Raw genomic sequence first — 16,729 nt, forward strand, 5'->3', positions numbered from 1 at the left:
TTTAAAAAGGCATGGTTTTATGAGACCATGCCTTTTTTTGTTATGATATTATTTTGATGCCCCGGAGTTTGCAAATATATTAACGGAGTAACCTAACTGTATCTGGGTGAAGTTATTTTGGAATGTGTGACCATCAAACAGCCAACGAAAACGGAAAAACATCTTCGAATCTTCATTAGTTTTTATAAAAGCGTCAAAATTAAATTGCGTTAAGCCGTGGTTCTTTTCAAATTTATATTCGTTATTGAATGCTTTTTGCATAATAAAGGTGGCGCCAACATTTGCACCCCATCTGCTGTCGGGCTTAAATGCCAGCTGGCTCCCGAAAGAAATGTAACCGTTATTAACTGCAACCGAATTATTAGTGGCAGTATCTTGTATGTTTTGCACCCTTGTGCGGTACCAAAATGTGCCTACGTCTAAAACATTCCAGGTTAGTTTGCTTTGTGGATATGCTATTTTTAAAATACTTGTAGTTAAACCAAATGAAGCCAGTTGATATTGAAATTGTTTAAGCGGGTTGATGCTCTTTGTTGATGAATATGCACTGTCAAGGTTAAGGAATTTATTGTTTCCGTCGAGTTTTGAGAATAATAATTTGGGTTCGATGGAGGGGATCCATGCATAATATCCGAATTTGTAATTTCTGTTTGCCACTTTTATCACCTCATAAGGCACATTCTGGGCCTCGATTATCAGGTGTTGGGGATTACGGATAACGTATACGGCTGCGCTGACTGAATCTGGAAAAGCAACCGTTTTATTTGTTTTTACAAACCACACAACATTATTGTTTTTCAATTGACTGCTGGGGTTGTCTTTTACATATTTAATTGCAATGGTAGAATCTGTAAAAAGGATATCATTGGGCTTTTTATTGATTTTTATAACCCAGCCCGGCTTGATCTTGCTTAACTTACTTTTAGGATTTTCTTTCTGATATTTGGTCGCAGCTATAGAATCGGTAAAATAAGTGGGTTTGAGAGGTTTTTGTTTGATTTCAACAGCCCACTGCCCTCGCTTAATTAGCTGATTGTCGGGATGTTCTTTCACATATTTAATCGCACGTAAAGAGTCAGTAAAAGAGATGACGTTATTAAAATTTTTATTGGTTTTTATAAGCCATACCCCTTTTTTGATTAGCTGATTGCCGGAATATTTTTTTACATACTTATCGGCACCTGTTGAGTCTGAGAATGGGATTGATATGTTATATTTTTGATCGGTAACTATCCATTTCCCGCTTACTTTAGTTATTTGGTTGCCGGATGTATCCTGAACATATTTGTCGGCACTCGCCGAGTCTGGAAAAGCTATCCGTTGATTGGTTTTTAGAATCCATTTATCGTTTTCTTTTTTTACCTGATCGCCAGGATGTTCTCTAACATGTTTGTAGGCACCAAGAAAGTCTGAAAATGAAATCGTATCCTTAAATTTTTGCCTGCTTTTTACAACCCAAACGTTATTGATTTTTTTTTTAGAGTCGCCGGGGTGTTCTTTAACATATTTATTAGCTGTAAGTGAATCGGGAAACGAAATTGTATTTTTATAGGTTTCTGCAAGCCACGCTTTTTTTAAAAGAACCTGGTATGTTGAATAATCGCTTTTTTTGCTTTGAATTGTATCAATTCTTCTAAAGCTATATTTTCCGAGATCATAGTTTGATATTTGTTCGTCTAAGTCGCGCTTTTTTTGGCCGCCCCAAAACGATGACACGGCAAGATAGTTGGTATTTATATTAATTTTACGCTTTGCTTCAATTTGTAAAAGTCCGTTTGGTTGTTCCTGGTCAAGACCCACAAAGTCAGAAAATGCGGCAACTGACAATATCTGGGATCTTTTCTCTTTCTTTAATTCAACAACCGAGGACTGAGGGGTAAGTTTGAATGTTTTATTTGCCGGGCTATAGTCTTCTTTGTCGTTTTCTAAAGTTATGTCGAGCTCTAATATATCAGAAAATAGAATATACCTGTTCAAGCCTTCAATACCGTTACAATTAAAGCTATAAAGTCTTATTTTTGAAAGTCGTTCGGCATCGTGTTTACCTGATATACTGATGGGGTATGTGTTTTTAAATTCTAAAGATCCCCTTGAATTTTTAGCCTCCAACAAAACGATAATGTTTTTTATGGTACCGTCTTCAGTTTCAATGTCTACGCTTTTAATATTATGTTTTATTACAGGATAACTTAAACTGGCATTGTAGARGCTTGACGAATTTGAGATGAGGATACTATTAACTCTGTCTTTTTTCAGTATCATATGCGCGGTTACCGGTTCATCGTCTAAAAACTCAAGTTTCGACTGGATAATAAAAAACAACTCCAGGCTTTTTTTATTCAATAAGTTTTTAGATTCATTGTCCTCATTAATGCCATACTTTGTTATCATTTGATGCTGAAATAGCACTCTGAATACTTCTTTCGAGAACTCGTCAAATATTTCGTTGCTGGTAGATTTTTCAGCGGTTTGGTTTGTGGTAGTGCCAATGGATGAGGGTGCAGCGTCTGGTGTATTAGAAGTTGTATCAGGAAGCGGAGAATTATTTTCAGCGTTGGCAGTAGTATCAGCGTTTGAAGTGGGGTCTGTTTCAGTGCTTGAAGAGGCATCTGAAGAGGTAGTGTTACTATCAGTTAAACTATTGATTACAAATGAATAATTATTACTCGCAAGCTTATTAAATTCATAATTGTAAGCTTTGCTTTGGTAAACAAATGTCCCGGCCACTTTTTTCGCCTTTTCCTGTGCAAATGTGCTACTGGTTAAGCCTGATAATATTATTATAGGGATGGCGTAAAAAAAGCACCTTGGAAAAAATGAACACGGAAAATTTTCTTTAAAAAAAAAGTTACGGCATAGCCTTGCTATGCGGGTAACAAAGAGGTTGGTTTTTAACATCAGTAATAAGGTTGATATAAATATAACAAAAATATTTCAATCCCCTGAGGGCTATGCAATCCAATAGCATTGCAGGGTCTTCAACAGGAACACCGCTTAGACAAAAACTTCGTAAGTTTTTATATTTTTCTAAAGCTTAATTATAAATTATCGTATCCAGTAAAAGATGCTTTTTATAATTTCTTAAATCTAAACTGATAGAGGTTTTTAGAACGTACTTAGCTGTGAGGTAAATGCTTTTCTTTTTTATGCCTGAAACTTTGGGCGAAAAAATTTGACTAATATAATATTCCAGCATTCCTATAGTTTCAACAGAGGCTTGAAACTTATCATTATTTATGCAATACAGGTGTTCAACTACAGCATCGTACCGTTTCAACAAAGATTGAAGCATACAGCCATTTGAATGAGAATATTCAGCTGAATCATTTAACAGCTCATTTAACTCGTTAAGGAGATTTACATATTCAGTCATATCGAAAAGATTTGTAGAGGGGAATCAGCTCTCGCCTATCCCCTTAATGAAAAGCTGATTAAATATGACCTTTAATTTAACATAAGTCAATTATTTATTGCAAATTGTAAACCGGAATTAACATTTTGTATACCCGAATGGTGAAATTTTACAGAAAGGATTAGCACTTAGCTTTTGTAAGAGTCTCGCTTCCGGGGTTTTCAATCCAGATCAATTACTACCCTCAAACTCTTCCTCCACACTTTCTCTCAAATCATACAATAACCATTGTTTTTGGGCAATGGAGCCGGCTTTTGATTGCAGCAATTTAATAAAATCATTTACGCCGGTTGGTTCGTTGCCGTTGCCGTGTATCAGTACAATACTGCCGGCCTGCGGTTGCTGACCTTTGGCCAGCCAGGCATCGGTGCCAATAGGAATAAGGCCATAGTCGGTTAGTTTATAAATCAGTTGCTGGTCTGATACCAGGCCCGGGAACCTGAAAAATACCGATGGCAGTAAACCATTTTTGAGCATGGCTTTCTCGGTTTCCAGTATTTCATAATTCATATCGGTACCGGGCTCCAGCAAAAAGTTTTCCTTTAGCGGCGCTTTAAGGCTTACCCGGTGGTTAAAGGAATGATTGATCCAGGTGATGTAGATTTCGCGCCTGGCCTGCATTTGTTTAAGCCACTCCAGGTCCTGCGGATGCTGGCGCATCCACACACCAGTAACAGAAAGTGCAACAGGTACCGGGCGTTCTACCTTTTGAAACTCTGTGAAAATATCGGTGAAGATCCGTTTGTCCAACGGGCGGTGCGATGGACAAAGATCTGCTGTTAAGCTAATGCCTGTTTCTTTGGGGATGCCGCTTTCAATGCCTGCATCCTGCAGGGCTACCGATTGTTTTTCGGCTTTACGCAAGGCTTTTTGATAAGGCGTACTTTTAAAAAAAATGCGGGCCTGGGTAATGCTCATCGGTTTAACCTGGTAAAAACTGCGCTCATCAATTTTAGTTTCCAGCGTTTGCGGGTTCACTAACAAATAATAATCCTTGCCCTCGTTTTCAAACTGGCGCAGTATCATCCAGTCCTGCGGAAAGTGGTGCGCCCAGCCGTAAAAGGGTTTGTAGTTTTCAATTTTACGATAATTGGCCTGGGCTTTGGCCAATTGGTGAAGGCCCGTTAAAATGAATAAGGTGAGTATATATTTAAGAGCTCTGATTTTCATTTTTGTTAAGATTCCAGTTTTTGCCGGTAAGCATGGCGGTTATTACTAATATCGACAAAAAAATGATTACGCTAACTAATAAGGTTTGTTCAAGCCAGTTAACCGGGTGTGTATTTGCGGACTGCGATCTTCCTTTTAGTATCGTTAGCGCAGAATTTGAATCAATACGGCTTAAAAATGCGTATGTCTTGATGAGTATGATAACAAATAAAAAATCACTGGCGATCAATATAAGATTTTGTAACTGGTTTTTAAAACGATTGATAGCTGCACGTATAGCGTAAACTAATAAAGTAAGTAATAAAAATGGTGCAAATATTAAGTTTTGCCATGAAAACTGAATTACAAAATAGGTATCATTTAAATTGATGTCAAACCTTTTCTCGTCCCCATAAACACCGGGTACAAACATGACAGATATCATTATAATAATGAAAAGTATGATCAGAATAAATAGTTCAACGATAAAGCTTTTAGGTTTCATGATCTAAATATAAACGTATCAATTCATAATAGGTTTATAATTGTATAGATGAAATATTAACTTTGAACCATGACCCGTTTATCTGTCAATATCAACAAAATAGCTACCCTGCGCAACTCGCGCGGCGGCAATAACCCAGATCTGATACAAGTAGCCAAAGATTGTGAACGTTTTGGTGCACAGGGCATCACCGTGCATCCCCGGCCCGACGAAAGACATATCAGGTACAATGATGTTTTTGAACTGAAAAAAATTGTTACCACCGAGTTTAATATTGAAGGCAACTGCCAGGAACAAAAGTTTATTGACCTGGTGCTGGCCAACAAACCCGAACAGGTTACTTTAGTGCCCGATGTGCTGGGGCAAATTACCTCCAACCATGGCTGGGATACCATCACCAACTATCATTATTTAAAAGATATGATAGCGGTTTTTAAAAATGCGGGTATACGTGTTTCTATTTTTGTTGACCCCATTGTTGATATGGTTGAAGGGGCCGCAAAAACCGGCACCGACCGCATTGAACTGTATACGGAAGCCTACGCCACCCACTTTCACCAGGGAAGGGAACTGGCCATTGCTCCTTATATTGAAGCTGCAAAAGTGGCCCAAAGCGCAGGCCTGGGTATTAATGCGGGCCATGATCTGGATTTACATAACCTGAAATATTTTGCCGAAAATGTTCCCGGTTTGCAGGAAGTAAGCATAGGCCACGCCCTCATCAGTGATGCTTTATATTACGGACTTGAAAACACCATACAGCTATATCTGCGACAACTGGCTTTACCTGATAATGGTTAAACTACCCGATAGCAGCGTGCAATTTTTGTTGAGGTTAATAATGTAATAATAAGCACCATTTGGAAGCAGTTTGCCATTAAACGTGCCATTAAAAGGTTGCTGATATCCCTTTGATTCAAATATTTTTTGCCCATAACGATTAAATATCTGTATCTGGCCGTTTGGGTAATTTTCAATACCATCAATTTTCCAGTAATCATTAATGCCATCGCCATTGGGGGTAATGGTATTGGCAATATTAATGGCCGAAAGACTGATAGCTACCTGTACTTCTGTACGGCTGCTTTCGCAGCTGCCCGATACCTTGCTTATATAAAAAACCGTGCTGGTTTTGGTGTTTATGGTAAACCGTCCGTTGGCTTGCTCGGCAAGCGGCGTAATACTGTTAACCGATTCATACAAACGGTAAGTATAACCTGCAACTGTGCTATTAACCGTAAGTAAGGCATTGCCAGGAGTGCACAATTGCACATTATTAGCGGCAGGTGCAGCAATGATACTGCTATGAGCTGCTATATCATAATTGGCAATTGCTTGTCCGCAACCACTGGCATCATTTACTATTAATTTATAATTGCCTGCACTTAAACCAGTGGGCGAAATGCCTGTTGATATCTGCTCATTATTGGCATTATACCATTCGTAAGTATATGGTTGTAACCCTCCGGTGATCTGTATGTTTTTAATGCTACCTGTTTTAAGATCACATTCATCGTCGGTTTTTTGTTCAGTGTTGGGTATAATTTGCAGCTGGGGTATTTCATTAATAGTATAGCTGTTGTACAAGCTTTCGCAATCATTTTGATCGGTAAAATAAAGTTTATAAGTACCTGCTGCCAGGCCGCTGATCTGCTGATTGCCGATAATTGTTTGATCCTGTCCATTAACCCACCTTAATGATTTTACCGTGGCATCAGCTGTAACCAAAATAGAACCATTGGTTTCACCAAAACAAGTATTTTTACGTGTAAATGTATAAGCCGGATAGGTAGTGCCTGGCAATTCAAGGATTTGAAATAGCTGGGTTGTTTTACTACAGCCAAAATTGTTACTTGCGGTTAGCTGGTAAGCTCCTGCTGGTATATTTTTAAGGTCCGGATCCGAGCCCACTAAATTGTTGCTAACATCGCGCCATTCAAATTTAGTAGCGCCAGGTGCAGTAATACCAATAATGGAGCCATTAGCTTTATTACAGCTGGCATCAGTTTTAGGGTTTGGTGGAATATTAAGCGTGATGCCGTTGGTTTCGGGGATCTCAATTTGACTGCTGTAAACCGGGCCGCACTCAGTATCATCAGTGACCTGCAGCGTGTATTTACCGGCGGGTCGACCAGTAAGGTCTTTAGTAGTAGCAACTTCCTGGCTCAATTCATTTTTCCAGCTGTATTTGGGATTGGTTCCGGTAACGGTTATGTTTTTTATAGAGCCGATTGACTGCCCGCATGGGGTTGTTTGGATTATTTTTGTGGATTCATCGATATTAGGGCCATCGATATTTTTAACAATTATAGGAGAAATCGTTTGTGGGCAACTACCATCTAACGCTGTAAAGGTAAATGTGTAACTTCCCGCAGGTATATTGGAAACCTCGGTACCATATACTGTACCGCTCAAATTTCCACCATTCCAGGTAAGAATTACAGGAACATTGGCTTTTATACCCCAAATATATCCTGTAGATGAGCCGCAGGACGCAGGTTTAATGTTAAGGCCGGTAGTATTTATCAGGTTTGCCCCGTCTTGAATCTCATATACAGGGGATGATATAGAGCACCAACCATCACTCACTATTAAATGGTATTTTCCAGGAGGGATATTAAGTAGATTGCTATTATACCCAACAATTGTATTGCTTTCATTTAGCCAGGTATAGGTGGCAGGCGTGGTGGCCGTAATGCCTGTTATAGAGCCATTAGTTTGATTATTACAAGCCATTTTGATTTTTATATCGGTAGGTTGATTGGTGAATTTTAATCCTGTAAATTCTGAAGTGGTGCCATCGGATGTGGAAGAAGCAATTATATTATTATTTGATAAAGTGCCATTATAACTCCAGTTTCCATTATTATCAGCATTTACTGATTTGAATAATTTCTCGGGCTCACAATTGTTACAGCTTAAACTATAATAAAGATCAACTCTTGAATTTGCGGTAGCATTTCCTGATATGCTATTCGTATTTCTGTTTTTTATATTAACAAAGAATTTGGAAAAATCGGCTCCCTGAAGCTGATAGGGATAGGTGCTGTAGTTGCATTTAAAAGAATTCCCTGTAAGTTCTACATTAGGTGAGCCAATATTGATTATTACCCCGCTTTTTGCCTGATCAGGGTCTGGGTTATCTTTATAAGCGCCGCAAAATATATTCTGATCATTCGGATCATTTCCGCCTATTATCCCTCCGCCATTGCAGTATCCCAGAACCAGGGGAAACATAATTGTTCCTAAGGTTTTTGTTCCTGTAATATCCGTGCCAAATTTATTGCCCGTTATTTTAAAAAAACAGTTTATTCCAGTTAATCCTAAATCACTTCTGGCAACAAATAAATTCTTACTTACTTCAAGTTGTTGAAGAGAACCGCCGGTTATGAGTAATGTAGTTCCACCGTCAAGGAAAGGCCTCCCATTGTCTATTGCATTTGTCCCCGTATAATCAGATCCAAAAAAGTTATTGGAAATATATAGCCTGCCAGTATTTGTAGTATAGGAAAATTGTTCATCATAGTTTACAGATCCTCCTAATATGTTGCCTTCCTCAGGTGTACTACCGCCTATTGTTAAATTTTTTAACCCAAACGCTGCTATAGCCGTCGTAATAACGTCAGCCAATGTTTCACCATCTTCTTCTAATCCAAAAATATTGCTGGATATCTTTACATTTTCAGATAAAACCTCTTTTGGGGCATTTTCAAAGTTTGACTGAAAAAAAATGCCTGTTATATTTTTAATAAGGTTACCCTTACCAGGAGCTCCTATAATAATATTTTTAGAATCATAATTGCTAAAAATGGCACTCGAATTAAGTACGCTATTGGTTGCTAAATTAGGAGGCACATCTATAAATAAACCATATAACTCTACGTCATGTTGTCCTGTAATGTCAAAACAGTATGTAATAGGATGGGTTGAATTAATGAGTGCCAATATTTTTACTTTGGCATCACTAATACCAAATTTAATCCCGGGCTGAGTTGTGCCATCTATAATTAAGTTTGATGATGTTGGTAGATTTGATAACAATGTTATAGTTCTGTCGGCCTCACTCACATGGGGCAAATTAAAATTGATATAATCCTTCACCGCGCTACCATTAGCCGCAGCCAGCGTCAAAGCCTCCCGTAAAGTGCCGGGGCCCGAATCGGAATTACTGGTTACTACAAATGTATCGGCAAAAGCTCGCGAGCCGCAAAACAGGAATGAAAAAAGGATAAGTATAAGCTTGCGAAACATGGTTCAGGCAATTCGGTAGCCAAAATACATTTTTTATCTGTAAACACTTTGTCAATAATATATTAGGTAATTGTTACTCAGTTAGTAAAATAGTACCTTTGCGCTAAATTTAGAGGGACACTTGATTCATGATGTTGAACGCAGACTACCAGGAGAAGTTTCAGTCGAGACATATTGCTCCAAATGAGGCCGATACGGCAAAAATGTTAAAAACTATCGGTGTAAATTCACTTGACGAATTAATAGCGCAAACCGTACCTGACAGGATCAGGTTAAAAAATCCGCTTAATTTACCTGCCGCCAAAAGCGAGTTTGATTACCTGAACACTTTAAAGCAAACCGCTTCAAAAAATAAAGTATTCAAATCATTCATTGGCAAGGGATATTATGATGTGATCGTTCCTGGGGTTATACAGCGTAATATACTGGAAAACCCAGGCTGGTACACCCAATATACCCCATACCAGGCCGAAATTGCTCAAGGCCGTTTACAGGCGCTGCTCAACTTCCAAACCATGGTGATTGATTTGACCGGGATGGAAATTGCCAACGCGTCATTACTGGACGAAGGTACTGCTGCTGCCGAGGCTATGTTTATGCAATACAGTCTGCGTAAAAATCAAAATGCTAATGTTTTCTTCGTTTCGGAAGAGTTGTTTCCGCAAACCATTGATATTTTAAAAACCCGTTCAGAACCTTACGGTATTGAACTGCAAATTGGCGATCACCGCACAGTTGAGCTAACCGACAATATGTTTGGTGCCATAGTTCAATACCCTGCCGGTAATGGCGCTGTGTATAATTATGCTGATTATGCAGCCAAAGCACACGAAAAAGGCATTAAACTAACCGTTGTTGCTGATATCATGAGCCTGGTGCTGCTAACCCCTCCGGGCGAGTGGGGTGCCGATATTGTTGTTGGCTCAACCCAGCGTTTTGGCGTACCAATGGGTTTTGGTGGCCCACATGCCGCGTTTTTTGCTACAAAAGAAGAATATAAGCGTTCTATCCCCGGCCGCATTATTGGTGTTACTATTGATAGCGCCGGTAACTATGCCCTGCGCATGGCACTGCAAACCCGTGAGCAACATATCCGCCGCGATAAAGCTACTTCAAATATTTGTACCGCGCAGGCATTGCTGGCCATTATGGCTGGTATGTATGCCGTATATCATGGTCCGCAGGGCGTTAAATTAATTGCCGAAAGGATTCATGGCTTAGCGGTTCTGCTGGCTAATTCACTTAACGAATTAGGTTACGAACAGCTGAATGAGTCGTTTTTTGATACCCTGAAATTTGATGTTGGTGTATTGGCCGGTCCTTTACATTCAGAAGCATTGAATAACGAAATGAACCTAAGTTACAATGGTTCGGTTGTTACCATTGCTGTTGACGAAACTACATCGCCAGAAGATATTAAAACACTGGTTAGGTTTTTTGCCAAAGTAAAAGGTAAAACCATTACGGATGTAAATTTTGATGAATTAAAAGCAAACCTGCAAACAGCTATCCCTGCCGAACTGCAGCGCAAATCGGCTTATTTAACACATAGCTTGTTTAACTCGCACCATTCAGAGCATGAAATGCTGCGTTACATCAAATCGCTGGAGACAAAGGATCTTTCGCTTTGCCATTCCATGATAGCTTTGGGTTCATGTACCATGAAACTGAACGCTACTACCGAGATGGTGCCTGTTACCTGGGCGGAGTTTAGTAAGATACACCCCTTTGCCCCTGCCGATCAGGTAGGAGGTTACATGCAACTGTTTGATGAGATCAATAACTGGCTGAGCGAGATCACTGGTTTTGCTGCCATGAGCTTGYAGCCAAACGCGGGTGCCCAGGGCGAATACGCCGGCCTGATGGTTATTCGTGCATATCATTTGGACAGGGGCGACAGTCACCGTAATATTGCCTTGATTCCATCATCGGCACATGGCACCAATCCTGCATCAGCAGCCATGGCCGGTATGAAGATAGTTGTAGTAAAATGCGACGATAACGGGAACATTGATGTTGCCGATATGAAAGCCAAAGCTGAGCAATATAAAAATGAACTTTCCTGCTTAATGGTTACCTATCCATCTACCCACGGGGTATTTGAAGAGTCGATCATTGAGATCTGCGATATTATACATCAGAACGGTGGCCAGGTTTATATGGATGGCGCTAACATGAACGCGCAGGTGGGCTTAACTAGTCCGGCCAATATTGGCGCCGATGTTTGCCACTTGAACTTGCATAAAACCTTCTGTATTCCGCATGGTGGTGGTGGCCCGGGTATGGGCCCTATCGGTGTGGCCAAACACCTTGTACCTTATTTACCGGGCCATGCTGTGGTTGATATTGACAGGGGTAAATCTATTCACGCCGTATCAGCAGCGCCATGGGGTTCAGCTTCCATCCTGATCATATCACATGCCTATATCGCCATGATGGGTGCCGATGGTTTAACCAATGCCACACGTTATGCTATCCTGAATGCCAACTATATTAAAGCAAGGTTACAGGATCACTTCCCGGTATTATACACCGGTGCCAATGGCCGTTGTGCTCACGAAATGATACTGGATTGCCGCTCATTTAAAGCTTTTGGTATTGAGGTTACAGATATTGCCAAGCGACTGATGGACTATGGTTTCCATGCGCCAACTGTATCGTTCCCGGTTGCGGGTACGGTTATGGTGGAGCCTACGGAATCAGAACCTAAGCATGAACTTGACCGTTTTTGCGATGCCATGATAGCCATACGTCATGAAATTGCCGATGTAGCCGATGGCATATCAGACAAAACAGATAACCCATTAAAAAATGCGCCACATACTGTTGCTGTAATTACCGGTAACGAATGGGAGCACCCATATACCCGTCAAAAAGCGGCATTCCCGCTCCCTTACGTAGCAGCTTATAAATTTTGGCCATCAGTAGGGCGTGTTAATGATACTTATGGCGACCGTACGCTGATCTGCTCATGTCCGCCGCTGGAAGATTATGCCTTCGAGGAAAGCGTGATAGAGTAAGTGCGCGATTTCAAATGTGCAGATGTGCAAATTATTTCAAATTTGCATGTCTGCACATCTTCTAACCATTCGCCTCTTTTTAGTCATTTGATCGCTCGGTAATCATTTTATTCACCTGTTTTTTTAAAATTTCCGATTTTACAATGCCGCAACTTCGGGTACACAGTTGCTGTTTTTTGCTTAAATAAAGTAAAATTAATGTTAAAAACACGTTCTTTTTGGCTTTGATTGAGTGTTTTTACTTTGGAACTTGTAATTGGTGTTTTTAATTACATATGGTTCAATACACTTTGGTGGTATGGCTTTGAAAATTATATAAGGCAGATTAAAATAAATACCTTGTTTTTTCAGTTATTAATCCACGCAATTAAAACAATATTTGGATTTACAACTTATAGGAATATAACTTTTTAATTTCGCGCAGCGTATAAGTATAATCTATTAATAAAGTACACATATTTAAAATACGTTATGACAATTAATACCAAGCCTGTTAGTGTATTATTGATTGATGATGATGAAATAAACAATTTCATTTCAATTAAATTAATAAAAAAAGCATTATTAAATACAGAGATCATGGCCTGTTTAAACGGAAAATTTGCCATTGATCAGCTGGCTGATATACAGCGGAAGGATCCTAATAAGATGCCTGACTATATTTTGCTGGATATAAATATGCCTATCATGAACGGATGGGAGTTTTTAGAAGAATTTAAACGTCTTAATATTGATCCTTTGGGTAAAAGTAAAATATATATCATTTCGTCATCTGTGTTCAGCAACGATATTAATAAGGCAAAATCATATCCATTGGTAAAGGATTTTATATCCAAACCGCTTAATGTAGAAAAAATAAAAGAGCTTTTTGAAGTAGAACCCCAAAATTAAGCGGGTGTAACTTTAAAGTGGTCACCATCTCGCAATACGTTACCTATAGCATACGATTTAGAATGATAAAACAGGCAGGTCCATCCCTCCTCTGCTGCCTTTTTCCCATACTCTTCACGTAGTTGCATTGCTTTCCGCCCGTCCATATCATATTTAGCTATAAATTTTCTGATCAACTGTTCTGGCTCTGGCAGCTCGTCACCTCCAAAAAGTACTTTTTCCCCTTCCATTTCTATCCAAAACACCTGATGATAAGGACAATGACCGCCGGAATGCTCATACCTGATGCCTGGTTGTAACTCACCACTACCTTCAACAAAGGCGATGTTGGCGCTTTGCAGCGCCTCAAATATTTCCTTATGGTATGATGATGACTTGCCGGCAAGACCGGTTTCCCATTCCTGGCGTTGTATCACGTGCTGTGCCTGCGGAAAACTGGGCTCTAATTTGCCATTACGCTCAACCACCAAACCACCCGAGTGGTCATAGTGCAGGTGCGACATCAGTACCAGGGTAACCTCTTCGGGATCAAAACCGGCATTGCGTATGTTTTGATGTATCAGTAGCTCATCGCGCGTGTCTTTAAAACCAAGACCTGTATCCAGCACAATGAGGTCATGGTTTGTTTTAATAAGGAAAGGGTTAACGTGTATAAATAATGAAGCCGGGCGGTCTTTTGGATTGTCAGTTTGGGGGTTAAAGGGAATAAATTTCTTGGTTGCATCAACCGAATACGAGCCCTCACCTAACGCGAAAATTTCCATAGTATATATTTTTAGTATCAGGTAGTTAGTATCAAGTATCAAGATTTTGAGGTCTTTATAAAAAAACACCACTGTCTTGATACTTGATACTAACTACTTGATACCCGATTTAGCTATCTTTACTGTTTTTAAGCTGCAAATGTATGAATAAACGTTGGACGGTAAGGGATAATGCTGATCATGAGGTGGTCAAAAAATTAGCCGTCGACCTTAATATTGATACGGTTTTAAGTACGCTGCTGGTTCATAGGGGTATAAGTAACTATGATGAAGCCCGCTACTTCTTCAGGCCCGATCAAAGGCACCTTCATGACCCTTTCCTGATGAAGGATATGGAAAAGGCGATTACTCGTATTGAAGATGCCATAGCCGCTGGCGAAAAAATATTAATATACGGTGATTATGACGTGGACGGTACAACCGCGGTTGCCACCGTTTACGGGTTTTTTAAGGGGCGTTATCAAAACCTGGAGTATTATATACCTGATCGTTATAAGGAGGGTTATGGCATATCAAGCCAGGGTATAGATTACGCTGCGGAGAATGGTTTTACGCTGATTATTGCGCTTGATTGCGGTATTAAATCGGTTGATAAAATTGATTATGCCAATACCAAAGGAGTTGATTTTATTATCTGTGACCACCACTTGCCTGGTGCCGAACTGCCTGCCGCTATCGCGGTGCTTGACCCAAAGCGTAACGATTGCGAGTATCCATACAAAGAACTATCGGGGTGTGGTATTGGTTTTAAACTGATACAGGCCTATGCCGAGAAACATGATATCCCCTTTGAAGAGGTGAGCTGCTTTCTTGACCTGGTAGCCATCAGCATATCCTGTGATATTGTACACATCACCGGCGAAAACAGGGTTTTAGCGTACTTTGGTCTGCAAAAAATCAATACCAATCCCTGCATCGGCGTAAAAACATTAATGGAGGTAGCCGGGCGTACAGGTAGCTTTACTATATCAGACGTGGTATTTTTGCTTGGGCCGCGTATTAACGCCGCCGGCCGCATTGATGATGCCAAACACGCGGTAGAACTGCTGATAGCTACAGACGAAAATGTAGCCAAAGAAAAAGGCCTGATGATCAATACCCGCAATACGGAGCGCAAGGGCCACGACCTGAACATTACCGATGAGGCTTTGAGTATAATAGATAATGATGAGGTGTTGATCGGGCGTAAATCTACCGTGGTTTTTAACGAAAACTGGCATAAAGGGGTTATTGGCATTGTAGCATCGCGCCTTACCGAAAAATATTACCGGCCAACCATTGTACTTACGCGTTCAAACGGGTATGTGGCTGGTTCGGCACGTTCGGTTTTAGGTTATGACCTTTATGAGGCCCTTTGCGAATGTAAGGACCTGCTAATACAATTTGGAGGACACAAATATGCAGCCGGACTAACCATGGCCCCCGAGAATGTAGAAGCGTTTAAGACTCGGTTTGAAGAAGTGGTGAGTGCAACTATAACAGCCGAACAATTGATACAGCAAATACAAATTGACGCCGAATTACGTTTAAGCCAAATAGAACCAAAATTTTTCAGGATATTAAACCAGTTTGCACCGTTCGGCCCTGAAAATATGGCGCCGGTTTTCATAAGTAAAAATGTGTATGTTAGCGGTAATGCCGGCCTGGTTGGCGCGACACATATTAAAATGGCCGTGATGCAGGAAGGTTCGGCAGCGTTTGATTGTATAGCCTTTAATCATGGCGAATATCTGCCACAATTAAAAAGCGGGGTGCCATTTGATATTTGCTACAGCATTGAAGAAAACGTTTGGCGCGAAAGACGCACGATACAATTGAATATAAAAGGAATAAGGATTAAGTCGTAAGTAAATAGTCTTAAGTCATAAGGTAAAGTGTTAGGTATTGGCCTTGCTTTATACTAAACGATAAATCAAGACTCAGAACTCAACATGATACTAAGAGCAGAAAATTTAGTAAAGAAATACAAACAACGAACGGTTGTTAACGATGTATCGTTCGAGGTAGCGCAGGGCGAGATAGTGGGCTTGCTGGGGCCTAATGGCGCCGGTAAAACAACTTCGTTTTATATGATAGTAGGGCTGATTAAACCCAACGAGGGTGCTATTTTTCTGGATGATAAGAATATAACCGGCGACCCAATGTACCGTCGCGCTCAGAAAGGTATTGGATATCTGGCACAGGAAGCCTCGGTGTTCCGCAAGCTTTCGGTAGAGGATAATATCAAAGCCGTGCTGGAAATGGGCAATATGCCCAAGGACAGGCAGCGCGATAAGCTGGAAGAACTGATAGATGAATTCAGTTTGCATAAAGTACGTAAAAACCGGGGCGACCTGTTATCGGGTGGTGAGCGCCGCCGTACCGAAATTGCCCGGGCCCTGGCTGCCGAACCAAACTTTATTTTACTGGATGAACCCTTTGCCGGGGTTGACCCAATAGCGGTTGAAGAGATCCAGGCTATGGTGGCCAAGCTAAGGCACCGTAATATAGGCATCCTGATTACAGACCACAACGTGCAGGAAACATTGTCCATTACCGACCGCGCTTACCTGCTTTTTGAGGGTAAGATACTGGAATCGGGCGTGCCTGAAATATTAGCCGAAAATGAAATGGTGCGGAAGGTATATCTGGGGGCTAATTTTGTTTTGAAAAGAAAAGTATTTCCTCAATAAGAATCAAGAGATTAGAGCAAGGAATCAGGAAAAATAATAATAGGTTGAGTGGGTCTATATGATTA

Annotated in this window: 11 protein-coding genes; 5 read left to right on the forward strand and 6 right to left on the reverse strand. The window is 40.4% G+C overall.

Going from position 1 to position 16,729, the window contains the following annotated elements:
- Positions 1 to 48: 48 nt before the first annotated feature.
- From AC1DRQ_RS03535 to AC1DRQ_RS03550, 4 genes are all read right to left on the reverse strand, one after another.
- Entirely contained in the window at positions 49 to 2,898 is a 2,850-nt protein-coding gene (locus AC1DRQ_RS03535; protein WP_477422228.1) for a hypothetical protein, read from the reverse strand.
- A 136-nt stretch (positions 2,899 to 3,034) separates the two neighbouring features.
- Complete coding sequence (locus tag AC1DRQ_RS03540; protein WP_477422229.1) at positions 3,035 to 3,373, reverse strand: hypothetical protein; 339 nt, start codon at positions 3,371 to 3,373, stop codon at positions 3,035 to 3,037.
- A gap of 210 nt (positions 3,374 to 3,583) precedes the next feature.
- Positions 3,584 to 4,582 carry a polysaccharide deacetylase family protein gene (locus tag AC1DRQ_RS03545; RefSeq protein WP_477422230.1) on the reverse strand — a complete coding sequence of 333 codons (999 nt, stop codon included), beginning with the start codon at positions 4,580 to 4,582 and terminating at the stop codon, positions 3,584 to 3,586.
- Positions 4,563 to 5,066: a hypothetical protein gene (locus tag AC1DRQ_RS03550; protein WP_477422231.1), complete on the reverse strand. Its 504-nt coding sequence runs from the start codon at positions 5,064 to 5,066 to the stop codon at positions 4,563 to 4,565. Before AC1DRQ_RS03550 ends, AC1DRQ_RS03545 begins: the two co-directional genes overlap by 20 nt.
- Before the next feature lie 69 nt (positions 5,067 to 5,135).
- Here AC1DRQ_RS03550 and AC1DRQ_RS03555 point away from each other — a divergent pair, with 69 nt between their 5' ends.
- The gene (locus AC1DRQ_RS03555) at positions 5,136 to 5,867 is read left to right on the forward strand and encodes a pyridoxine 5'-phosphate synthase (protein ID WP_477422232.1); all 732 of its coding nucleotides are present in this window, start codon (positions 5,136 to 5,138) and stop codon (positions 5,865 to 5,867) included.
- Here AC1DRQ_RS03555 and AC1DRQ_RS03560 read toward each other — a convergent pair.
- Complete coding sequence (locus tag AC1DRQ_RS03560; RefSeq protein WP_477422233.1) at positions 5,850 to 9,317, reverse strand: T9SS type B sorting domain-containing protein; 3,468 nt, start codon at positions 9,315 to 9,317, stop codon at positions 5,850 to 5,852. The genes AC1DRQ_RS03555 and AC1DRQ_RS03560 overlap by 18 nt on opposite strands.
- Before the next feature lie 128 nt (positions 9,318 to 9,445).
- On the opposite strand from AC1DRQ_RS03560, the gene gcvP reads away from it, so the two are divergent.
- Both gcvP and AC1DRQ_RS03570 read left to right on the forward strand, forming a co-directional pair.
- Positions 9,446 to 12,337, forward strand: coding sequence for an aminomethyl-transferring glycine dehydrogenase (gcvP, locus tag AC1DRQ_RS03565; RefSeq protein WP_477422234.1), 2,892 nt, complete (start codon positions 9,446 to 9,448; stop codon positions 12,335 to 12,337).
- A gap of 471 nt (positions 12,338 to 12,808) precedes the next feature.
- The gene (locus AC1DRQ_RS03570) at positions 12,809 to 13,228 is read left to right on the forward strand and encodes a response regulator (protein WP_429398700.1); all 420 of its coding nucleotides are present in this window, start codon (positions 12,809 to 12,811) and stop codon (positions 13,226 to 13,228) included.
- Here the strand turns inward: AC1DRQ_RS03570 and AC1DRQ_RS03575 are convergent.
- The gene (locus AC1DRQ_RS03575) at positions 13,225 to 13,992 is read right to left on the reverse strand and encodes an MBL fold metallo-hydrolase (RefSeq protein ID WP_477422235.1); all 768 of its coding nucleotides are present in this window, start codon (positions 13,990 to 13,992) and stop codon (positions 13,225 to 13,227) included. The two genes, AC1DRQ_RS03570 and AC1DRQ_RS03575, sit on opposite strands and share 4 nt — an antisense overlap.
- A gap of 143 nt (positions 13,993 to 14,135) precedes the next feature.
- On the opposite strand from AC1DRQ_RS03575, the gene recJ reads away from it, so the two are divergent.
- Together recJ and lptB are read left to right on the forward strand one after the other, a co-directional pair.
- Positions 14,136 to 15,839, forward strand: a complete 1,704-nt coding sequence (gene recJ / locus AC1DRQ_RS03580) for a single-stranded-DNA-specific exonuclease RecJ (protein WP_477422236.1) — start codon at positions 14,136 to 14,138, stop codon at positions 15,837 to 15,839.
- A gap of 84 nt (positions 15,840 to 15,923) precedes the next feature.
- The gene (lptB, locus tag AC1DRQ_RS03585) at positions 15,924 to 16,664 is read left to right on the forward strand and encodes an LPS export ABC transporter ATP-binding protein (protein ID WP_477422237.1); all 741 of its coding nucleotides are present in this window, start codon (positions 15,924 to 15,926) and stop codon (positions 16,662 to 16,664) included.
- The last annotated feature ends 65 nt before the right edge of the window (positions 16,665 to 16,729 follow it).

The organism is Mucilaginibacter sp. P4_E8 (genome assembly GCF_056401495.1).